At 49.6% G+C, this 22,752-nt stretch carries 20 protein-coding genes; 8 read left to right on the top strand and 12 right to left on the bottom strand.

Annotation, left to right across the window (positions count from 1 at the left end):
• Window positions 1–8 precede the first annotated feature (8 nt).
• Together arcC and Q0852_RS15460 are read left to right on the top strand one after the other, a co-directional pair.
• On the top strand, window positions 9–920 hold the full coding sequence (gene arcC, locus Q0852_RS15465; RefSeq protein ID WP_299019440.1) for a carbamate kinase: 912 nt from the start codon (window positions 9–11) through the stop codon (window positions 918–920).
• Between the two features lie 128 nt (window positions 921–1,048).
• Window positions 1,049–2,059, top strand: a complete 1,011-nt coding sequence (locus Q0852_RS15460) for an ornithine carbamoyltransferase (protein ID WP_299019427.1) — start codon at window positions 1,049–1,051, stop codon at window positions 2,057–2,059.
• 164 nt (window positions 2,060–2,223) lie between these two features.
• Here Q0852_RS15460 and Q0852_RS15455 read toward each other — a convergent pair whose 3' ends face one another.
• Window positions 2,224–2,514, bottom strand: coding sequence for a hypothetical protein (locus Q0852_RS15455; RefSeq protein ID WP_299019425.1), 291 nt, complete (start codon window positions 2,512–2,514; stop codon window positions 2,224–2,226).
• Window positions 2,515–2,552: 38 nt separating this feature from the next.
• Between Q0852_RS15455 and pyrB the strand changes: the two genes are divergently transcribed.
• From pyrB to Q0852_RS15430, 5 genes are all read left to right on the top strand, one after another.
• A complete protein-coding gene (gene pyrB, locus Q0852_RS15450; protein ID WP_299019423.1) occupies window positions 2,553–3,482 on the top strand; it encodes an aspartate carbamoyltransferase in 930 nt (309 codons plus the stop codon).
• Between the two features lie 18 nt (window positions 3,483–3,500).
• Window positions 3,501–3,965, top strand: a complete 465-nt coding sequence (gene pyrI / locus Q0852_RS15445; protein ID WP_299019422.1) for an aspartate carbamoyltransferase regulatory subunit — start codon at window positions 3,501–3,503, stop codon at window positions 3,963–3,965.
• Window positions 3,966–4,150: 185 nt separating this feature from the next.
• A complete protein-coding gene (locus tag Q0852_RS15440; RefSeq protein WP_299019420.1) occupies window positions 4,151–5,146 on the top strand; it encodes a serine protease in 996 nt (331 codons plus the stop codon).
• Window positions 5,147–5,428: 282 nt separating this feature from the next.
• Window positions 5,429–5,908: an arginine repressor gene (locus Q0852_RS15435; protein WP_299019461.1), complete on the top strand. Its 480-nt coding sequence runs from the start codon at window positions 5,429–5,431 to the stop codon at window positions 5,906–5,908.
• Between the two features lie 105 nt (window positions 5,909–6,013).
• Window positions 6,014–6,400, top strand: a complete 387-nt coding sequence (locus tag Q0852_RS15430) for a RidA family protein (protein ID WP_299019419.1) — start codon at window positions 6,014–6,016, stop codon at window positions 6,398–6,400.
• Between the two features lie 62 nt (window positions 6,401–6,462).
• On the opposite strand, the gene idi is transcribed toward Q0852_RS15430, so the two are convergent.
• The 8 genes from idi to nudF all read right to left on the bottom strand — a co-directional run bounded on the left by idi (window position 6,463) and on the right by nudF (window position 14,943).
• A complete protein-coding gene (gene idi / locus Q0852_RS15425) occupies window positions 6,463–6,990 on the bottom strand; it encodes an isopentenyl-diphosphate Delta-isomerase (protein WP_299019418.1) in 528 nt (175 codons plus the stop codon).
• Between the two features lie 88 nt (window positions 6,991–7,078).
• A complete protein-coding gene (locus tag Q0852_RS15420) occupies window positions 7,079–7,804 on the bottom strand; it encodes a 1-acylglycerol-3-phosphate O-acyltransferase (RefSeq protein ID WP_299019417.1) in 726 nt (241 codons plus the stop codon).
• A 207-nt stretch (window positions 7,805–8,011) separates the two neighbouring features.
• A complete protein-coding gene (parC, locus tag Q0852_RS15415) occupies window positions 8,012–10,276 on the bottom strand; it encodes a DNA topoisomerase IV subunit A (RefSeq protein ID WP_299019416.1) in 2,265 nt (754 codons plus the stop codon).
• A gap of 114 nt (window positions 10,277–10,390) precedes the next feature.
• Window positions 10,391–12,274 (bottom strand): DNA topoisomerase IV subunit B, encoded by a 1,884-nt coding sequence (gene parE, locus Q0852_RS15410; protein ID WP_299019415.1) that lies wholly within the window; start codon window positions 12,272–12,274, stop codon window positions 10,391–10,393.
• Between the two features lie 141 nt (window positions 12,275–12,415).
• The gene (yqiA, locus tag Q0852_RS15405; protein WP_299019414.1) at window positions 12,416–12,994 is read right to left on the bottom strand and encodes an esterase YqiA; all 579 of its coding nucleotides are present in this window, start codon (window positions 12,992–12,994) and stop codon (window positions 12,416–12,418) included.
• Window positions 12,995–13,819: a 3',5'-cyclic-AMP phosphodiesterase gene (cpdA, locus tag Q0852_RS15400; protein ID WP_299019412.1), complete on the bottom strand. Its 825-nt coding sequence runs from the start codon at window positions 13,817–13,819 to the stop codon at window positions 12,995–12,997.
• 30 nt (window positions 13,820–13,849) lie between these two features.
• Window positions 13,850–14,278, bottom strand: coding sequence for a DUF1249 family protein (locus Q0852_RS15395; RefSeq protein ID WP_299019411.1), 429 nt, complete (start codon window positions 14,276–14,278; stop codon window positions 13,850–13,852).
• Between the two features lie 26 nt (window positions 14,279–14,304).
• Entirely contained in the window at window positions 14,305–14,943 is a 639-nt protein-coding gene (gene nudF / locus Q0852_RS15390) for an ADP-ribose diphosphatase (RefSeq protein WP_299019409.1), read from the bottom strand.
• Window positions 14,944–15,197: 254 nt separating this feature from the next.
• On the opposite strand from nudF, the gene tolC reads away from it, so the two are divergent.
• Window positions 15,198–16,484, top strand: coding sequence for an outer membrane channel protein TolC (gene tolC, locus Q0852_RS15385; protein ID WP_299019407.1), 1,287 nt, complete (start codon window positions 15,198–15,200; stop codon window positions 16,482–16,484).
• 87 nt (window positions 16,485–16,571) lie between these two features.
• Here tolC and hldE read toward each other — a convergent pair whose 3' ends face one another.
• The 3 genes from hldE to Q0852_RS15370 form a co-directional block, all read right to left on the bottom strand.
• Window positions 16,572–18,002: a bifunctional D-glycero-beta-D-manno-heptose-7-phosphate kinase/D-glycero-beta-D-manno-heptose 1-phosphate adenylyltransferase HldE gene (gene hldE / locus Q0852_RS15380; RefSeq protein ID WP_299019406.1), complete on the bottom strand. Its 1,431-nt coding sequence runs from the start codon at window positions 18,000–18,002 to the stop codon at window positions 16,572–16,574.
• 67 nt (window positions 18,003–18,069) lie between these two features.
• The gene (gene glnE / locus Q0852_RS15375) at window positions 18,070–20,922 is read right to left on the bottom strand and encodes a bifunctional [glutamate--ammonia ligase]-adenylyl-L-tyrosine phosphorylase/[glutamate--ammonia-ligase] adenylyltransferase (RefSeq protein WP_299019405.1); all 2,853 of its coding nucleotides are present in this window, start codon (window positions 20,920–20,922) and stop codon (window positions 18,070–18,072) included.
• A gap of 114 nt (window positions 20,923–21,036) precedes the next feature.
• Window positions 21,037–22,638, bottom strand: a complete 1,602-nt coding sequence (locus Q0852_RS15370) for a methyl-accepting chemotaxis protein (protein ID WP_299019404.1) — start codon at window positions 22,636–22,638, stop codon at window positions 21,037–21,039.
• Window positions 22,639–22,752: the final 114 nt, after the last annotated feature.

Raw genomic sequence — 22,752 nt, 5'->3', positions numbered from 1 at the left:
ACGATCCTATGACCAAGCAAACTGTTGTTGTTGCACTAGGCGGTAACGCACTACTGCGTCGCGGCGAGCCACTAGAAGCAGATATTCAGCGTCAGAACATTGCTACAGCAGCAAAAACTATCGCAGATATCGCGAAAGAATATAACGTAGTGCTGGTTCACGGTAACGGCCCACAAGTTGGCCTACTGGCACTACAAGGTCTGGAATACAAAAAAGTTAGTCCATACCCACTAGATGTACTGGGCTCAGAAACCCAGGGCATGATCGGCTACATGCTGATGCAAGAACTGAAAAACCTACTTCCAGAACAGCACATCTCGTGCATGCTTACGCAAATGACTGTGGATCCAAACGACCCAGCATTTGCTGACCCAACGAAGCCAATCGGCCCGGTTTACGAAGAAGCAGAAGCTCGTGAGATGGCTGAAAAATACCACTGGACAGTAAAACCAGACGGCCAATACTTCCGCCGTGTAGTACCAAGCCCACAACCTACCGGTATTGTTGAAGATGACGCAATCACAGCCCTGATCAACCAGCAGCACCTGGTGATCTGTACCGGCGGTGGCGGCATCCCAGTCAAGAAAGAAAACGGCAAGCTAGTTGGCGTAGAAGCTGTTATCGACAAAGACATGTCAGCAGCATTCTTGGCAAAACAACTAAATGCAGACGCACTGCTTATCCTTACCGATGCCGATGCTGTGTTCCTGGACTGGGGCAAGCCTACGCAAAAAGCATTGCGCAAAACCACACCGAGCGAACTGTCACAGTACGCCTTTGATGCAGGTTCGATGGGACCAAAAATTGATGCATCTTGCGAGTTTGTTAAACAAGGCGGCAAGCTGGTTGGTATCGGCTCCCTTCAAGATGGCCTTAACATCCTGAAAGGTGAAGCTGGCACAAATATTATTGCAGAGTAACAGAATAGTTATTCACATAAACACCATAATACGATAAACAATAGATAATACAGGCCGGCCCAATCCCCATCATCAAACAGGGCATTGCCGTCGGCCAGAGAGATACAGATTCTTAAGAGGAAAACATCATGGCTTTTAATCTTCGCAACCGTAACTTCCTAAAACTTCTAGACTTCACTCCTCGTGAAATTCAGCACATGCTAGAGCTATCTGCAGAACTGAAAAAAGCGAAGTACAACGGTTACGAGCAGCCTCGCCTAACAGGCAAGAACATTGCTCTTATCTTCGAAAAAACGTCAACTCGTACTCGCTGTGCATTTGAAGTTGCCGCTTTCGACCAAGGCGCTAAAGTTTCTTACCTTGGCCCAACAGGCTCTCAAATCGGCCACAAAGAATCTATGAAAGATACTGCACGTGTTCTAGGTCGCATGTATGACGGCATCGAATACCGCGGTTTCGGTCAGGAAATCGTTGAAGAGCTGGGCACATACGCTGGTGTACCAGTATGGAACGGCCTAACTGACGAATTCCACCCAACTCAAATCCTGGCTGACTTCCTAACTATGCAAGAGCATGGCCGTGGCAAGCAGCTACACGAAATAACATTTGCATACCTAGGTGATGCACGCAACAACATGGGTAACTCTCTAATGGTTGGTGCTGCGAAAATGGGTATGGACATCCGCCTGGTTGCTCCTAAAGCATACTGGCCTGAAGAAGAGCTGGTTGCTCAATGCCGTGAAATCGCAGAAGAAACTGGTGCGAAAATCACTCTGACTGAAGACGTACAAGAAGGCGTTAAAGGTTGTGACTTCCTATACACTGACGTATGGGTATCAATGGGCGAAGCGAAAGAAGCTTGGGCTGAGCGTATCAACCTAATGCTTCCTTACCAAGTAAACATGGACATGATCAAAGCAACTGGCAACCCGCATGTGAAATTCATGCACTGCCTACCAGCTTTCCACGGTGAAGACACCACTGTAGGTAAAGAGCTTGCACAAGAATACCCAATGCTAAAAGACGGTGTAGAAGTAACGGATGAAGTGGTTGAGTCTAAGCACTCTATCGTATTCGATGAAGCTGAAAACCGTATGCACACCATCAAAGCAGTAATGGTTGCAACTCTTGGTCAGTAATCAGCTCTCTTGAGTTTTTAAAACTCCCATAATGCATACCGGCCTTCGGGTCGGTATTTTTATATAAAAACCCTCCTATATAACACCAAGCTATTTTAAACATTATTCACCAGCCTGCTCAGCAGGCCAATTAAAAACACAAAAAACCCAATTTATTCAAGCAATTACAAGCAAAAAACAACATTCAACCACAATACTGATTTATGCATAAATTCCCATAAAATGAATAGATAGCGCAAACGCTTGCGCTCACAAAAAATGGGCGTATAATCCTTCGCAATTTGTCTAGAGAGAGATAAAAAATGCGCCCTGTTGTCGAACACAACTTGATGTACTACCGCCGAAATTCGGCGATGGTACCATTTTTTATTTTTCCTGTTATTCGTAAAAGAGCCTCCTTTTTTAAGGGGGCTTTTTTTTGTCTGCCATTTGCCAAACAAGGCAAGCAGATTCATATCGTTCATCATAGTGATATATAGAGGGAAGAGAAGCCATGGCGAATTCGCTGTTTCAAAAGCACATCATTTCCATCCCGGAACTTAACCGAAATGAACTGGAACTAATTGTTGAAACCGCAGGCAAGCTAAAAGCCGAGCCAAACCCGGAGCTACTGAAAAACAAGGTTGTTGCAAGCTGCTTCTTCGAGCCATCAACCCGTACCCGCCTATCATTCGAAACTGCGGTACAGCGCCTGGGCGGCACTGTTATCGGCTTCGACAACGGCGGTAATACATCACTGGCGAAAAAAGGCGAAACACTGGCCGACTCTGTACAAGTTATCTCTTCGTACGTCGATGCCTTCGTTATGCGCCATCCGCAGGAAGGTGCTGCACGACTGGCTTCAGAGTTCTCCAACAATGTACCGGTAATCAACGGCGGTGACGGTGCCAACCAGCACCCAACTCAGACTTTACTTGACCTGTTCTCGATTTTTGAAACCCAAGGTCACCTGGATAACCTGAACGTTGCTTTCGTCGGCGACCTGAAGTACGGCCGTACCGTTCACTCACTGACCCAAGCCCTGTCGAAATTCAACAATGTAAACTTCTTCTTCATTGCACCTGAAGTACTGGCGATGCCGGATTACATCTGCGAAGAGCTGGATGAGGCAGGCATCAACTACAGCCTGCATACCAACATCGAAGACGTCATTCCGCAGCTGGATATCCTGTACATGACCCGAGTCCAGAAAGAGCGTTTTGACGAATCTGAGTATGCTCACATGAAAGCAGCTTATATCTTAACAGCCAGCATGCTGACAGAAGCCCGTGCAAACCTGAAGATCCTTCACCCGCTGCCACGTGTCGATGAAATCACTGTTGACGTCGACAAAACCAAGCACGCTTATTACTTCCAGCAGGCTGAGAACGGCGTTTATGCACGCGAAGCCCTACTGGCACTAGTACTGAACAAACAACTTTAAGCACAGGAGATGACAGCAATGGTGAAAGAAACTCAACTGCAGGTAGAAGCGATCAAAGACGGCTCTGTTATCGACCATATCCCGGCTCATATCGGCATCAAGGTCCTGAAGCTTTTCAAGATGCACAAAACCAATCAGCGCGTTACCATCGGTTTAAACCTGCCATCTTCAGCCCTAGGCGCAAAAGATCTGATCAAGATTGAAAATACATTCCTGACAGAAGAGCAAGCCAACCAGCTGGCTCTGTATGCACCGAAGGCAACCGTCAACCAGATTGAAAACTACGAAGTCGCGAAAAAACTGACCCTGTCGCTACCAGAGCAAATCAATGCGATCTTCAAATGCCCGAACAGCAACTGCATCTCTCATGGTGAACCGGTAGACAGCAGCTTCATGGTGCTGACTAAAAAAGACGACGTCCGCCTGAAATGCAAATATTGCGAAAAGGTCTTCTCACGCGAAATCGTTACCGAACACAACTAATCTTCGGCTAATATAAATTGCCTTGAAAATAAGACAGCCGGCTCATTATTGAGCCGGCCTTTTTATTCTCATATCTAAAACATCTGCTCCTCGTAAGCGACCTCTACCTTTGATAAATCACTATAACCAATACCTCACAGGGTCAAAGCCCTGCTGCTGGCTAATGATTTACATAGGAGCGCGGTATGAAAATGACCTCGCATTACCGTTGCTTACATACCTGCTGCCAGGCTTTCAGCCTCACTCTATTCTCTTTTCTAACTGTCTTAATTTCCGGCTGCATTATGAGCAACGGCCCTGTCAGTGATACAAACAGCCACAATGCCAACCAAATGGTGATGATTGGCGTGCCTATCCTGCTTGGTGGTTTCGGCTCTGCCGTACCAATCAGCAAAGACTATATGATCACAGCCAAGCACGTTGCCCAACTGTCCTGGGACCTCAATGTCATTCATCACCCCTATTGCGATCTTTCTCTGATCCGGCGTTCATCCGACAACGTCCCAACCTGGGGCTTGATCTACCCTAACCAGCCTGTATCCCATCATGGTCATTCCTTAGTCGGCAACAGCATCAAAGGGGACGGGAAATACCTGCAGGATGTCATCGATACCAATACCGACTGCCTTTACTCACTCAGTGACGCTCCGGTAATGTCGGGGATGAGTGGAGGCCCGGTATTTAATTCGAATGGCGAAATCGCCGGGATCACCGTTGCAATCGTGCATAACCCGGAAGATCTGGAGAACCTTCGTCCGGCACGGCGCTACAGCCAGTTTGTCCCGGCAACCCTGATCTTTGACTGGCTTGACGCCTTAGGTATTGAAGCACCTTCAGCAAGTACAGAGCTCGCCTCCATTCAGGTTTCTGAGTATGTCGCCAGCCTCAATCGCCCGGGCAATATCGCCCCGCGGATTGCCACAACCCGACCAGCAACAAAAGAAATAAAGGAAACAAGCACTGATCAACTTACCCCAGTAGCAAGCGAGCAGGCTAGCACTATAAACACTGCACCTTTTCCCAGGCATCACACACCTGTCGTTTCAACCTTCCAGCCCCCCTCAAAACGTATCGCCCCTGATAGCAATACAGCAGAAGCCTTATCCGGACTAAGAAACGAACAGGAAGAGGGCTCTAAGCTAACGCTGAAGCAAGAGAAAAAAAATCCACCGCCTAAATAAGACCAATGAAATCTATCGGAACATAATTCCTCAGATTGACGACAAAATCGGCTTTTTGTTTTGGTGATTGCGGTCAAGAAAATATTTTTGCATTGTTGCTATGATGCTTATGCAAGATCATGCAACACCTTTTTCCGATCTTGTGCTCTATGCCAGCAATGGAACAAATTATAGATATCACGGCCGGAGCAATGCTTCCCGTTCAAAAAAAGCTGGTACACAAAATTGATACGATCTTAATACCCTATGAATTACAAGGAGTTGCCCGTGAATGGATCCAATATGCACGGCGCGATTGATGCATTTTCGAATGACGAGAACATTACGACTGCCTGCAAGCGCCTGCTTCAGCAGCAAAGTTTCTCTACCCAAGATGAAATCCGTCAGCAGCTAATAGAAATGGGCTTCGACGACGTCAGCCAGTCAACCGTCTCTCGACTGCTTTCTCGCCTGGGCGTCGCCAAGGTACCGAATGCCTATGGCAAAAAAGTCTACTGCCTGACAGTAGAAAATGAACCGGTGCAGGTCGGTTCATCTATTTCCTCGCAGATTGAGTTTATTACCCATAACCAACTTGTGGTGGTCGTCAAAACCCACCCGGGCGGTGCCCAACTGGTAGCTCGCCTGATTGATATTCAACCCCATGCTGAAATTCTGGGGACAGTTGGCGGGAATGATACGGTGATGGTTGCGCCCAAAGACATCAGCCGCATCGATCAATGCGAGCGCGTAGTCAAGGCTCGGCTAGGTATTCCCGCTTAAGCCAAATACGCGCTACAACAAACAGGAAATGCTTTGACCAAAACAGTTTTGGGCTGCAAACTAGTGCCCGCTTAAAAGTTGCAAATGACTTAGTAAGGACAATCAATGACTCAAGTATTACACACAGATCAGGCTCCAGCAGCTATCGGCCCTTATGTTCAAGGTGTTGACCTAGGTAACATGATTCTGACTTCAGGCCAGATCCCAGTAAACCCGGTTACGGGCGAAGTACCTGAAGATATCGCAGAGCAAGCGCGCCAGTCACTGGAAAACGTAAAAGCTGTAGTTGAATCTTCAGGCTTGAAAGTGGCTGATATTGTAAAAATGACTGTGTTTGTCAAAGACCTAAACGACTTTGCAACAGTTAACGAGGTATACGGTAAGTTCTTCGACGAGCACAACGCACCGTATCCAGCACGTTCTTGTGTTGAAGTGGCACGTCTGCCTAAAGATGTAAAAATTGAAATCGAAGCGATTGCAGTTCGCAAATAATCTCGCTTTCGATAAAAAAAGCTGTCGTAAGACAGCTTTTTTTCGCCTGGATACACAGCCAATCAGTAACTTAACGTGTGCTCCAGCACCTTTGAAAACCAAGCAGTAAAACAGTGAGGCTCTGATTCCAAAGCCAGCTCAAGTTCAGCCTGTGGCCACCATCGATAAGCCATCACCTCATCAACATTAGGTTCAACCTTTAGATCTGACACGCAAGCTACCAGCACATGGTCCAGCTCATGTTCAACCAGATCGTTATCCAACTCGGCGCGATAAAGAAAAGTGGCAACATCTTCCAGCTGGTGAACTCCAGTGGTCCCCATCTCTTCATCAAGACGGCGTAATCCTGCCTGCTCCAGGGTTTCTCCCTGACGCGGATGTGAACAGCAAGTATTGGTCCACAAACCACCACTATGGTACTTCCCCATAGCCCGCTGCTGCATGAGAAATTCTTTACCTTGATCCGTTTCACGATACAGCAAAACAGAAAAAGCCAGATGCAGAGAACCATCTCGATGCGCCTGCATTTTTTCTTGAAATCCCTGCACCTTGCCCTGCGGATCTACTAATACAACCTGTTCTTCAATCATGATATCTATCTATGCAAACAAAAAGGACACGCCAGGCATGTCCTCATTCAATCTCTTTCCGCCCGGAGCTCACCGGGATCTGGCACGCTTATTTCTTGGAACGCTCCGCAGCCTCAGCATTCAGCTCAACCAACTTAGCTTCCATCAGAGAGCGGCACTGATTCGACAGGTCACGAACATCTTCCTTCGTATACCCTTGCGTTGGTACCGGCGGCAGTACCTCAACAATCACTACACCGTTATCCCAACGGTTCAGCTTTACATTTTCAGTCGAACTACAAACAATCGGCACAACTGGTACACCAGCACCGATAGCTGCATGAAAAGCACCGGTCTTAAACGGTAACAGGCCACGACCACGAGAGCGGGTACCTTCTGGGAACATCCACACTGATACTTGCAACTGTTTGATCTTATCAACCACCTGACCGATAGTCCCTACCGCCTTAGTTCGATTAGCACGGTCAATCAGGATATTACCAGTGATCCAATACAACTGACCGAAGAGCGGCAGCCAAACCAGGCTTTTTTTACCAACCGTCACTGTACGCGGCATAATCGCCCCGGATACAGTAAATAGATCAAAATTATTTTGGTGATTTGCCACATAAACGCTGGCACCCACATCCTCAGCACCCTCCGCATAGCGGAATTCCAACTTGATACCCAAAATCCGGGACATTTTGCTGAACAGACGACCAAAAGTATGCACGTGCTTTGGGTTACGTGGACTAAATAAACAGTAACCACAACCAAACACAAACATGGCAATGGCAAAGATAGCGACTGCGACAACGCGCAATAAAAATATCATGGAAATCTCCTCAGCGTACAAGCGTTCGCTAGTATACTCAGGCACCGGGAAATTACACCCTTTATGTGTGTAATTTATACCAGACAACACAATAATCAGATCAACCCAGGCTCAATCCGCGAATTGAAAGAAAACCCCATTAAGTATGGCTGCTAAAAATCAAAAAAGCCCTCTAATGAGGGCTTTTCTCGTAAGCTAATAATGCCGTTACTCTTCTGTCGAAGTGGCTGACATATCAACTTCTATCCGGGTAACTCGCTGCAAGCCGCGCGGCAACATAGCGCCACGTCGGCCACGCTCACCACGGAAGTTATCCAGGTCCGTCGGCTTAAGACCTAGCTTGCGTTTACCAGCATGCAACGTCAGATGGCTACCCTGCGGTAGAGCAATCAGGTGCGAGAGGAACTCTTCCCGCGCTTTGGAGCGTGCCGCCGGAATGTTAATAATCTTGTTACCCTTACCTTTGCTCAACTGAGGCAAATCTTTTATAGGGAACAGCAACATACGACCTTCATTGGTAATCGCCAAGATCTCATCCGAATCAATATCTGAAATGAGCTGAGGTTGAATCACCTCAGAACTTTCCGGCACTGTCAGCAACGCTTTACCATTCTTGTTCTTCGAGACCATATCGGTGCTCTTGCAGATAAAGCCATAACCGGCATCCGATCCCATCAGCCAGAGCTGGTCATCGTCTGCCATCATCACTTGACGCATATGACTGCCCGGCGTCAGGTTTAGGCGGCCAGTGATCGGTTCACCTTGGCTACGTGCCGATGGCAAGGTATGGGATTCCAGAGCATAACTACGTCCATCCGACCCCAGGAAGATAGCCGGCTGATTACTCTTACCGCGCGCATGGGCCAAGTAGCTATCGCCTGACTTGTAGTTCAATGAGGTTGGATCAACCTCATGTCCCTTAGCGTGGCGGATCCAACCCTTCTCTGAAAGAACAACTGTGATAGCTTCGCTCGGGATCAAATCACGCTCAGTCAGGGCTTTAGCTTCTTCACGTTCAACCAACGGAGAACGGCGGTCATCACCGTACTTCTCAGCATCAGCTAAAATTTCTTTCTTGATCAGAGTATTAAGGCGACGCTCAGAACCCAGTAGCTTCTCTAGCTTCTCCCGTTCTTTCGACAGCTCATCCTGCTCACCGCGGATCTTGAACTCTTCCAGTTTGGCCAACTGACGCAGCTTGATTTCCAAAATGGCATCAGCCTGGATAGCACTCAAATCAAAGCGTGACATCAACTCGGCTTTCGGATCATCTTCAGTACGGATAATCTCGATCACTTCATCGATGTTGAGGTAAGCGGCTAACAAACCTTCAAGAATATGCAGACGGGCAATCACTTTGTCCAAGCGATACTGCAAACGACGGCGTACCGTCGAACGGCGGAACTCAAGCCATTCACCTAGGATCTGAACCAACCCCTTAACCTGCGGACGACCATCAAGCCCCAGCATATTGAGGTTAACCCGGAAGCTCTTTTCCAGATCAGTCGAAGCAAACAAGTGATTCATCAGCTGCTCGCAATCGATACGGTTCGAGCGCGGCACAACCACAATACGCGTCGGGTTCTCGTGATCCGACTCGTCACGCAAATCATCAACCATCGGCAGCTTCTTAGCACGCATCTGGCTGGCAATTTGCTCAAGCAACTTGGCGCCTGATACCTGATGCGGCAATGCCGTGATCACGATATCACTGTTTTCCTTATGCCAAACCGCTCGCATCTTAATGCTACCACGGCCGGTACGGTAAACCTTTTTCAGATCACTCTTCGACGTGATGATCTCCGCCTCTGTCGGGTAATCCGGCCCCTGAACAAAGCCCATCAGCTCATCCAGCTCAGCCTTCGGATTCTCAATCAGGTGCACCACTGCATTAGCCACTTCACGGGCGTTATGCGGTGGAATATCAGTTGCCATACCAACGGCAATACCGGTAACGCCATTTAGCAGGATATGCGGCAGACGTGCTGGCAGCATTTTCGGCTCTTTCATCGTGCCGTCAAAGTTCGGTACCCAATCAGCCGTACCCTGCCCAAGCTCGCCTAGCAATACCTCGGAGAAACGAGACAAACGCGATTCTGTATAACGCATCGCCGCGAAAGATTTCGGATCATCCGGCGCACCCCAGTTACCCTGACCATCAACCAGTGGGTAACGGTACGAGAAGGGCTGAGCCATTAGCACCATGGCTTCATAACAAGCCGAGTCACCGTGCGGGTGATATTTACCCAGAACGTCACCGACAGTACGCGCCGATTTTTTATACTTCGCCGTCGCCGACAAACCAAGTTCTGACATTGCGTAGATAATACGGCGCTGTACAGGTTTGAGGCCATCACCGATAAACGGCAAGGCACGGTCCATGATTACGTACATGGAGTAATTGAGATAAGCGTCTTCGGTAAACTTCCTCAGCGGGAGCTGTTCAACGCCGTCCATTGAGACATCAGTCATCGTTGGGTATTCCGTTCAATCATTCTTTGCTACCGCCTGCAACCGAGTTGCAGGCAGTAGGCATCATATTTTGAAATAGTCTTGCGGGCTCTGGTAGCCAGGCAGCAGCCTGACTTACACCTCGGCCATGTCGCCTTTGTCCTGTAACCAGTGACGGCGATCTTCAGCACGCTTTTTGCCCAGCAGCATATCCATCATTTCGTTGGTCTGCTGATCATCATCAATCGTAAGCTGAACCAGACGACGGGTATTCGGATCCATGGTAGTTTCACGAAGCTGGAGCGGGTTCATTTCACCCAGACCTTTGAATCGTTGTACATTCACCTTACCACGCTTACCGCTCAAACGCTCCAGGATGCCATCTTTCTCGGCCTCATCCAGGGCGTAGTAAACTTCTTTGGCTAAATCGATACGGTAAAGCGGCGGCATTGCAATAAACACGTGACCGGCACGCACCAGCGCTTCAAAGTGCTTCATGAACAGAGCACACAAGAGAGTGGCAATGTGCAGACCATCGGAGTCCGCATCGGCAAGAACACAGATTTTACCGTAACGCAGTCCACTCAAGTCATCACTGTCCGGGTCGATACCCAAAGCTACAGAAATGTCATGCACTTCCTGAGAAGCCAGTACCTGATCGGCAGACACTTCCCAGGTATTCAGGATCTTACCGCGCAGCGGCATAATGGCCTGAAATTCACGATCGCGAGCCTGCTTAGCTGAGCCGCCTGCCGAATCACCCTCCACCAGAAAGAGCTCGGTACGGCTCAGATCCTGCTGCGAACAGTCAGCCAGCTTACCTGGCAATGCCGGGCCAGAGGCGACTTTCTTACGCACCACTTTCTTGCTGGCACGCATACGGCGATGGGCATTAGCGATACACACTTCTGCCAGCTGTTCAGCCAGCTGCGGGCGCTCGTTCAGCCACAGGCTGAAGGCATCTTTTACGACACCGGAAACAAATGCTGCACACTGACGGGACGACAGGCGTTCTTTGGTCTGGCCGGCAAACTGCGGATCCTGCATCTTAACTGACAATACGTAAGCACAGCGATCCCAGATATCGTCAGCCGTCAGCTTCACGCCACGCGGCAGCATATTGCGGAATTCACAGAACTCGCGCATCGCATCAAGCAAGCCCTGACGCAGGCCATTCACGTGAGTACCACCCTGTGCCGTCGGGATCAGGTTCACGTAACTTTCAGTGATCAACTCACCGCCTTCAGGCAACCACAGCAGAGCCCAGTCTGCCGCTTCTGTCTGGCCACTGAATACACCGGTAAACGGCTCTTCCGGCAGCAGGGTATACCCCTTCACGCCTTCTGCCAGATAATCTTTCAGACCATCTTCGTAGCACCAGCGCAGAGTTTCATCGGTGTTTTTATCCGTAAAGACAATCTCAAGCCCCGGACACAGTACCGCTTTAGCTTTCAGCACACTCTTCAGGCGTGAAACTGAAAATTTCGGGCTGTCGAAGTACTTAGCATCCGGCCAGAAATGAACACGGGTCCCCTTGGCACGGCGGCCACAGGTACCAATCACCTCAAGCTCAGAAACTTTATCGCCGTTTTCAAACGCAATCTGGTAAACCTGACCATCACGCTTGACGCTCACTTCAACCCGCGTTGACAAGGCGTTCACGACCGAAATACCTACCCCGTGCAAACCACCGGAAAACTGGTAGTTCTTTCCAGAGAACTTACCACCAGCGTGCAGTTTACAAAGGATCAACTCGACCCCGGATACCCCTTCTTCAGGGTGGATATCCACCGGCATCCCTCGGCCATCATCGACGACCTCCAAGGATTGGTCAGCATGAAGGATAACTTCAACTTTGCGGGCATGACCGGCCAATGCTTCATCGACACTGTTATCGATAACCTCTTGACCGAGGTGGTTTGGCCTCACGGTGTCGGTGTACATGCCGGGACGGCGTCGTACTGGCTCCAAGCCATTAAGAACCTCAATGGCTCCGGCGTTATAGCTTTGATCTGTCATATTACGGAAGTTTACGAGAAAATTTTTGCCACAATAGTCAGTAACCCCAGCCCGGTTGTCAAGCTGAGGTCGAGGATAAGGCCCACAATTGTGAGTCCGGCTCCATCGTCTGCCAGTCGGAGATTGCGACCGGGTTAACGGTTAGAGCCCAAGAAACTTGATGATTTCAGAGGGAAAACGTTCAAAACCGACAAAACTGTGGTCGCCATCCGGCTCCACTGTTTGACGGCAGGCCGCGTATTTTTCAACAGCCTGGCGATAGTCGAGAATTTCATCACCTTCCTGCTGCAACAGCCAAAACGATGAAGGATTGCCAATATCAGGCACATCTATCTGTTTCAGTTCATCCATATGCTTTGCTTCCAACAGGTATTGCTCGCCCGTATAAGGATTCTCCTGGCTCCCCAGATAATCCACCAGCAGCTCATAAGGCTTGACTGCCGGGTTAACCACCACAGCCGGAAGCTGGTAGCGACGATTCAGCCAAGTGGAAATATACCCCCCCAGTGAGCTGCCGACCAAGCCAATCCGGTATTCCCCACACAGCGAGTCCACCAGCTGGTCAATAAAAGCTGCTGCCTCTGCAGGATAACAAGGCATCTGCGGGATTTCGACCCGGATATCCGGACGGTGCTGATGACAATACTCAGCCATCATTGTTGCTTTCATCGATTTAGGTGAACTGTTAAAACCATGAATATAAAGCAGTAAGGGTTTCATTTAGTACCCGCAGGAATCCAATTCAGGAGAGAAATCATCTCCATCCAAACGATATACCGACGTCACCACTTCACCGCCTTTCCTCAGTTCAAGGTAACGCCAGCCTGGTTTTTGCGGATCGAGAGCAAAGTCACTCGAATCCGGCAAGAATTGAATGCACGTCGACGGTGTCGCCAAAACCCGCACCCCGTGATAAATACGATCCAGCTCCTGGTGAATATGACCACACAAAACAGCCTTAACCTGCGGATACTTATCAACCACCGGCCAAAATGCTTCAGCATTATGTAATTTATGCTGATCCAGCCAGGAACTCCCAGCCTCAAGAGGATGATGGTGCAGCAATATCAGAGCATGACGCTCCGGGTACGCCGTCAACGCCTCATCCAGCATTACCAGTTGAGCTTCACTCAGCTCACCGTGCGGCACGCCCTGCACCTGGCTATCAAGCAGCACAACCTGCCAGTAATCACCCGCCAATACCTGATGGCATGGCTTAATCGTTGGTGACGGCAATACTGATGCCATACTCGGCTGATAATCATGATTACCCGGAAGCCAGAAACACGGCTGCGGCCAGCGGGCAATTCCGCTAATAAAGCGCTGATACGAATCTTCACTGTGATCCTGCGAAATATCCCCCGTGGCAACTATAGCCTCAAACGGACGTGCAGCAACATCTACAGCATCCAGAACTGCATGAAAGCTATCTTTTGTCGCGACCCCCAATAGGCTACCTGCTTCATTCGCAAATAGATGGGTATCGGTGATTTGAAGGAGAACCACACTATCTGGGCTCGTCTGTGGCAGAGAATACGTCTGCAAAACGTCAAAAACCTTGTCTATCTAATACTGTTAACAAACCGATTGTTTACTGATCCCATTTTTAAGGCAATAGGCCAGCCAGTCACCCAAAAAGCGATTCACTTGATGTTTTTCATCTTTCTGGTGCATCCGCAAATTGGGGTAATCATACCGCGGCTTCAGTCGAGAAATCTGCTGTACGGAACACACTTCTGCCACTCTGGCATCGTGGTACAGCCGCACAGTCAGGCGTGGGATCAGGTAATTCGGCAACTCCCCATTGGCGCGCTGCCACAGCTCGATCACTGTGGTGTAACGAGTCGATTCCGTAATTTTCAACTGGTACTCATGGTCGAAAACTTTATATACGCACTCATCACCCACCCTGTCAGTTTTTGGCAGTAATGGGAGCAGCTTCGCATAATTTGTCTCATATAAGCGCATGATGCCCGCAAAATCAACGGTGTATCTTTTATTCAATCGGTGTCCTTAAACCAATGGGCTGGTTATTGAGCCTGGGACTGTAAACGTAAATAGTTTAGCTGCAACCATTGTAGCGCAATGATTGAGGCTGCATTTTCAATTCTACCAGATTCCACCCACCGATATGCTTCCTGTCGAGAGACAACATGAACTCGAATATCTTCTCCCTCATGAGCCAAGCCATGAATGCCCTTTGCTTTGCGACTATCGACACGCCCGACAAATACATCCAGCATTTCAGAACAGCCACCAGAACTCGACAGATAACGAGTAATTTTTTCCAGCTGAGTAACAGACACCCCAGCCTCTTCAACCGCTTCCCGGCTCACCACATTTTCTGCGGTTTCATTGGGCTCGATAATACCGGCCACAATTTCCAGCTGCCAGGGCGCACAGTCGGCAGCCATCGCTCCGACCCGAAACTGTTCGACCAGAACGACATTATCCTCAACCGGATCATAAGGTAACAAGGCGGCGGCATGCCCACGTTCGAACATCTCACGTTCGAGGGGCTCACTCCAACCTCCGGCAAAAAGCTTATGGCGAAAGCGGTACTTCACCATGCTGAAATATCCCTGATATAGCGTTTCCGTGGACAAAACTTCAACATCATCTTTGCTATAAGCATCCAGCACAGAGCCAGTCGGCATCTTGTTACTCATATGTCATCTCCCTTTGCTATATATTTTTTCATTCAAACTGTCAGTCAGCAATGATTTAATTCAACATTTATGACAATTATTATGATTTTATTTAAGTCCAATTTTGGAGTTGGATAGATTACAATCACATATGATTAAGTAAACAGCGTAAAATTAAGTAAAAGTGTTCACTGATCAGTTTCAGGCAAGGTATCTTCGAATAAACTAAATTTTTTGCTCTCTTTTATATATTGTCAGGACCAGGAAAGGCACCCATGAAAAAATTGCTTCCGCTTATCATTAGCGTTGCGCTTGGTGGCTTCAGCCAGGCGTCACTAGCTGACGATCTAGCCGACATCTACCAACAAGCCAAACAAAACGATCCTCAGCTGCTTCGTGCTGCCGCCGACAAAGATGCAGCGTTTGAAGCGATTAATTCCTCCCGAAGCGCACTACTACCGCAAGTTAACCTGGCAGCAGGCTATAACGTCGCGCGAATGGACGGTGATACGGATGGCTTCAATGGCGGATTGACACTAGAACAATCAATTTACAACCGCTCAAGCTGGGTCAACCTGGACATTAGCGAAAAACAAGCACGCCAAAGCGATGCCGCTTACGCAGCTTCCCAGCAAGGTCTGATCCTGCGCGTAGCCAATGCTTACTTTGATGTCTTACGTGCTATGGATAACCTTGATTTTGTCCGAGCTGAAAAAGCTGCGGTGGGCCGCCAACTTGAGCAAACCAAACAACGATTTGAAGTTGGCTTGTCAGCGATCACCGATGTTCATGATGCACAGGCTCAGTACGACAATGTGCTGGCAAACGAAATCCTGGCAGAAAATGAGCTAACCAATAGCTACGAAGGGCTACGCGAAATTACCGGTCAGGAACATTCAAAACTGAATATCCTGGATACGAACCGTTTCTCGGCAAGCAGCCCTGAAGCCCAGGTACTTAAACTGATCAAAGATGCAGAAACTGAAAACCTCAGCCTGCTGACAGCCCGTATTTCGCAAGATATTGCCCGCGATCGTATTGCCCTGGCAGAATCAGGTCACTTGCCAACCCTGTCATTCAATGCTGGCTATAGCTACGATGAAAAACAGCAATTCAACGATGACGGTACGCTAACTGCCGGCATCAACCTCAACCTGCCTGTCTATACCGGTGGCCGTACAACCTCCGAAGTTAAGCAAGCACAGTTCAGCTATGTGTCTGTAAGTGAAGATCTGGAAAGCTCATACCGCAGCGTCGTAAAAGACGTACGTGCTTTCTACAACAACATCAACGCGTCAATTGGTGCGATCCGAGCTTTCCAGCAATCCGTCGTTTCAGCCCAATCAGCACTGGAGGCCACTGAAGCCGGTTTCGATGTCGGTACCCGTACTATTGTTGATGTACTGGATGCAACCCGCCGACTGTATGATGCCAATCGCCAGCTGGCCAATGCCCGCTACGACTACATCATCAACCAGCTACAACTTAAACAGGCTGTTGGTTCACTGAATGAGCAAGATGTCCTGGATGTGAATACCGGACTGGTTACGGCCAAGAAGTAAGGCTCAACTTATCTCAGGACGGTACAAAACCAAACAAAAAAAGCGCCATCTAAGATGGCGCTTTTTCTATTAAGGCAGATCCGGCACTTAGCCGCGACCACCACGAATAGCATCAATGATCTCGGTTGTTGAACAGCCATCTTCAAAGTTCAATACCCGCACTTCACCGCCAGCCGCAATCACTTCCTTACCACCGGCAATCTCTTCCGGCTTATAATCGCCACCTTTTACCAAAAGGCTTGGCAAAATTTCGCTAATCAAACGTTGTGGCGTTTCTTCAGAGAATGGTACAACCCAATCAACAGCGCCAAGGCCTGCCAATACCGCCATCCGACGGTCTTCCGGATTAACCGGGCGACCAGGGCCTTTCAGCGCCTGAACCGAGCTGTCGGAGTTCACGGCAACAATCAGACGGTCACCCAGCTTGGCAGCTTCATTCAGGTATGCCACATGACCGGCATGTAAAATGTCGAAACACCCATTGGTCATGACCACTTTTTCGCCACGAGCGCGAGCAGCCTGCACAGCCTGCTTAAGCTGAGCTTCGGCAATCACACCAAAACCGCTGTCCTGGCTACCATAAATCGCCTCAGTCAGTTCAATGGTCGACAGGGTAGATGTGCCCAACTTACCAACCACAACACCGGCAGCCGCATTAGCCAGCTTACAGGCATCCGACAGAGATTTCCCCGCGGCAAAAGAGGCCGCCAGCACAGAAATAACAGTATCACCGGCACCAGTCACATCATAAACTTCCTGAGCCTGGGTTGGCATATGAAGCGGCTTCTGGCCTTTTTGCAACAAGGTCATACCGTTTTCGCTGCGCGTCACTAACAGGGCCTCAAGATCAAACTGCTCAATCAGACCTAAGCCTTTCTCTACCAGCTCTTCATCCGTCTTCACCCTGCCGACAACGGACTCGAATTCAGACAGGTTCGGTGTCAGCAGAGTCGCGCCACGGTAGCGATCAAAATCTGTTCCTTTCGGATCAACCATCACAGGTACACCAAATTTGCGAGCCAGAACGATCATCGCCTGGATATGCTCCAGGGCGCCCTTGGCGTAATCCGACAGCACCACCGCTTTCACATTCGACAGCGACTGCTCCAGACGAGGCAGGATCAGATCCACATCGACATCATGGAAACCTTCTTCAAAATCCAGGCGGATCAACTGCTGACCACGGCTCATTACACGTAGCTTAGTGATCGTCGGATAATCCGGCAACGAAACAAAATCACAACGCACATCCAGCGATGAGAGCTTCTCAGTCAGTGCTTTAGCCGGCTCGTCAATGCCCGTCAAACCAATCAACCGAGCATGGCCTCCCAAGGCCGCAATATTCATAGCCACGTTGGCCGCACCGCCCGGACGCTCTTCAACCTGATCTACCTTAACAACAGGTACCGGCGCTTCAGGTGAAATCCGCCCAGTTGGTCCATACCAATAACGGTCTAGCATGACATCACCAACAACCAAAACACCTGCTTGATCATAATCAGGAAGCGTCAGTTTCATTATTATCTCCGGGATAGAAAAAACGGAAAAATACTAACACAAAGCTTTATCACTCTGCATCTTGAGGTTACTTGGGTATAAAGCACTGAGACCAGATCTGCTGCACAACTTTACGCTCAACTATAAATTTATCTGCAGGTACATATGCAGCTTGTCCCAGTAAATTCAAACGGTGGATCTCATCACGCATGCAACAATAAGCATTCTTCAATGCTTCGGTATCGGGCTGGCTCATGATCCCGCATTGCGCCATGGCATCGAATATTCGGACATTATCAGACCAACGCGTCAGGGCTCGTTCACCACATGCATGCTGCAGCACCAAGTACTGAGCAATAAACTCTATGTCAGTGATCCCGCCTTCATCCTGCTTGAGGCCGAACAAACCGGCTTTCTTACTACCAAGATGTTCACGCATTTTCTGCCGCATCTCAACCACTTCCCGCTGCAGCTGCTGAGGTTCCCTTTGTTGCATCAGTATGTTGCAACGAACCTTGGCAAAGTCCTGCTGAAGCCGCTTATCACCATAGACCATCCGCGCCCTGACCAGCGCTTGATGCTCCCAAGTCCAGGCTTCACTTTGCTGGTAATCGGCAAAGGCATCCATGGTACTAACCAGTAAGCCGGATGCCCCGGACGGACGCAATCGGACATCCACTTCATAAAGTACGCCCGATGCTGTACGGGTCGAAAACAGATGAACTATCCGTTGTGCCAACCTCAAATAAAACTGACGGCCGTCTATTTCCTTCTTACCCGTGGTGTAGACATCTGCCGGGCAGTCATGGAGAAAAACCAGATCAAGATCGGAGCCATATCCCAGCTCCCAGCCGCCGACCTTACCGTATCCCAGCACCGCAAACCCTCCGCCATCCCGCTCCTGCAGATGAGACGGCTCACCGTATTTTTCGACCATCTGTAGCCAGGCCTGATTCACCACAGCCCCGATAATCGCCTCAGCCAGATAAGTCAGGTGATCGCTCACTTTCATCAATGGCAAGGCTCCCGCAATATCGGCAGCAGCGATCCGCAGCAACTGAGCCTGCTTAAACTGACGAATAGCCTCCATCTGCTGCTCCATATCCTCTTCCGGGATCCGCGCCAGAAATTCGTGCAGCTCGTCTCGGTATTGCTCAAATGGCGTCGGATTATAAAGGTGTTGGAGATCAAGCAGTTCATCGAGCAATATCGGATACTGCGTTAACTGCTCGGCAACCATCGGGCTGGCAGCGCACAAACGTACCAGTTGATCCAATGCCGCCGGATGCTCACTCAGTAATTCAAGGTAAGTAGTACGTGTCGCCACCCGGGTGATCAGCTTGGTTACCCGACACAATACGGACTCGGCATCAGGCCGGGTAACAATCCGCATCAAGACTTCCGGCATCAGCTTAGCCAAGACTTCCCGACCTCGCGGGCCCAGAGTGCGTTTCGACAGCTCTGATTTCATGTCATGCAGAATACTGACCTGGCTTGCCCCATCCGGGGCGCCCAGCTCATCAAGAATGCTGTGCAGCACCTCTTCATTTTTCACCATTACCCACATTTCCTGATACTGGGCTCCGGCAGCAGCATGCTCCTCTTCCTCGCCATTACCGATAATGTCATCAAACACCTGATGAATAGCCGTCATATGACTTTCAACGTCAGTCAGCAAAGCGGTCCAGTCTTCGTATCCCATAGCGCATGCAAGGCGTATTTGGTCTAACGGCTTATCCGGCAGGGTTTGGGTCTGCTTATCATCAATGGCCTGCAGCAAGTTCTCCAGCCTCCGCAAAAAGGCATACCCCTTCTCCAGTGCTGCGATTTGTTCTGCCGGCAATAGCGACAGCCGTTTCATCGCCGCCAAGGTTTCCAACAATCCACGATGCCTCAGGCTCGGCTCACGGCCGCCTCGGATCAACTGGAAAGACTGGGCGATAAATTCCACTTCCCGGATCCCGCCCGCCCCCAGTTTAATGTTGTTACTTAGCCCACGACGCCGCACTTCACTGCTAATCATCGACTTCATCCGGCGCAGCGACTGAATCGCACTAAAATCGATATAACGGCGGAACACGAACGGCCGTAGCATCTGGCGCAGTTCCTGGTATTGGCTGAAACTTTCCCGCCCCATCACTCGGGCTTTGATCATCGCATAGCGCTCCCAGTCTCGTCCCTGCTCCTGATAGTAATCTTCCAGTGCCGCATAGCTCATCACCAGCGGACCACTGTCACCAAACGGACGCAGGCGCATATCTACCCGATAACAGAAACCATCGAATGTCTGCTGATCCAGCGCTTTGATCAACCGCTGCCCCAGCCGGGTAAAGAACTGCGCATTAGCTAAGCTACGCCGCCCGCCCTGTGTTTCTCCGTTTTCCGGATAGGTAAGGATCAAATCGATATCAGAGGAAAAGTTCAGCTCCCCGCCTCCCAGCTTGCCCATTCCAAGGATCAGCATCGGCTGCGCCTCACCATGGACATTCATCGGGGTTCCCCACTCCTTGCAATATTGGGTATAGAGCCAGTTATAAGCTTCCATGATCAACGCTTCCGCTAACTGCGAAAGGTGTTCAAGGCTCTGCGTCAATGATGCCTTACCCGTAAAATCCCGCCAGGCAATCCAAGTCATCTCCTGACGGCGAAAAGCGCGCAGCAAACGCATCAGGCTATTTTCATCTGTCGCCGCAGAAAGCTTGCCGGCCAATTGACTGCGGTAGAGGCTGGCGTGGTCATGCTCATCGACATGCTCGGCCAACCAAGGCAACAGTTGGCTATCACGCACAATTGAAGCGGTAACAAAGTCGCTATAACCTAACACTTGGCGCAATTCTTCCTGACGTTCCTGCGGCCATTGCGCCAACTGTTCGGGATGGGCTTGTTGGATTTTTTCAATGGCCTTGTCGGCGGCGGCAGTCAATCGTTCAGGCTGGGTCATTGCGGTTCCTTTTTATTTTCCCGGACAGGCTTATATCCAATAACATAACACAACGCCCGCATATTAGCGGGCGTTGTAAAGTCTCTGAATCACGTTCCGAGAACGTAGGGAAGATCAGACGTGGAAAGCCTGGATCTTGTTTTCCAGTTCAGTTGCATGGTTCTGCACCATATCCGAGGTTTCAGACAGCTCAGACACCACCACAACTGAAGCCTCAACCAATTCTCGAACGTTGGTCAGGTTCTGGCTCATTTCATCAGCTACCGAGCTCTGCTGCTCGGCAGCAGAAGCGATCTGGAAGTTCATGTCATTAATTAGCTGAACTTGATCAACAATCTTATCCAGCTCACCACCGGCATTGGTAACCAACTCAACACCTTCGGCTGCCTCAACCACACTTTGCTCCATCAAACCAACAGCCTGCTGAGCACTGCTTTGCAACTGAGAAATCATTTCCTGGATTTCAACTGTCGCGGTCTGGGTGCGCTGAGCAAGGTTACGAACCTCGTCGGCAACCACGGCAAAGCCGCGACCGGCATCACCGGCTCGGGCCGCTTCAATCGCTGCGTTCAATGCCAATAGGTTAGTTTGTTCAGAAATACTTTGAATGGTGACAATCACACTGCCGATTTGATCTACACGCTCTTCCACCTGGCTGACGGCATTTGCCGACTGGCTAATATCCAGAGAAAGCTGATTAATCGTTCCTATAGTGTCAGAGACGAACTGCTGCCCCTGCTTCGCCTGTGTAGAAGTGCCCTCTGTCGCTTCCGAAGCTTCACGAGCATGACCTGCTACCGTCTGGACTGTCGACGTCATCTCGCTCATTGCCGACGCAAGCTGATCCACTTCATTGAACTCTTCCTGTGATGATTCTTTGGTTTCCACCATACTGATTGACATGATCTCAGCCAAACCAGACAGCTCTGAAGCCGCATCACGCTGGCTACGGATCACATCATGCAGCTGAACCCGGGTTTTCTCCAGCTCGCGAGCCAGATCGCCGTATTCATCACGACAATCCATCTCAATCGGCTGCGACAGGTTACGTGCCGCAAGCAGCTGGATACTGTCTGCCAGGTAACGGGTCTGGCGCAGCATCACGCTGGAACCACTGAGTAAGATCACCACAAAGGCAATAATCATCAATCCTGTCTGCCAGGCAACCTGCATCAAATAATCACTGTGATATGCCTCTGCTTCAGAGACCGGTTGAGATGCCACCACCAGCCAGTTACACTGCGACAACTCTACGGCATATTCGAAACGTTCCTGATTCGCCAGAATCAAACCAGATGAGCCGACTAGCTGATTAAGAAATCCCGACAAAGACGTACCATTTTCCAACGAGGTAGTTAGATCACGAAGAGAACGAGCCTGAGGATGGCCCAATACCTTGCCGCTATCGCGTTCGACCAGGTATAGATAAGCGCCTTCTTTGAGGGTTCCTGCCTGGGCAATTATGGCCTGTTCTGCCATCGCCTTACCGGCTTCGCCCTGAGCCAGGAATGTCTTCAGCATTGCCGCATTAGCCTCGGCCTGCTCTTTCGAGCGATCCTGCTGAATTTCAACCACCGACTGGTAAAAAGTATTGGCATCCCAGAGTTGCTTACCGATCAGCAAAACGGTACTGAACACCATCAACAACACTAACTTCGGCACCAACCGAATATTCGTCAGCCCTTTTTCCCATGGTTTGAAAACCATCCTCGCCATTTGGAATCTCCATATTAAAATAATCTCGCCCCTGACAAAGAGGTAACTTATCGAGGAGGAGACGTTATTGCTCCGGTAGCCATGGTCTTAATCTGCCACAGATCCGCTTTTTAT

It is taken from the genome of uncultured Photobacterium sp. (genome assembly GCF_947502415.1).
Taxonomy (GTDB): Bacteria; Pseudomonadota; Gammaproteobacteria; order Enterobacterales; family Vibrionaceae; genus Photobacterium.
Note: the sequence above shows the minus strand (reverse complement) of the source record. Positions and strands in the feature narration are given on the sequence as shown.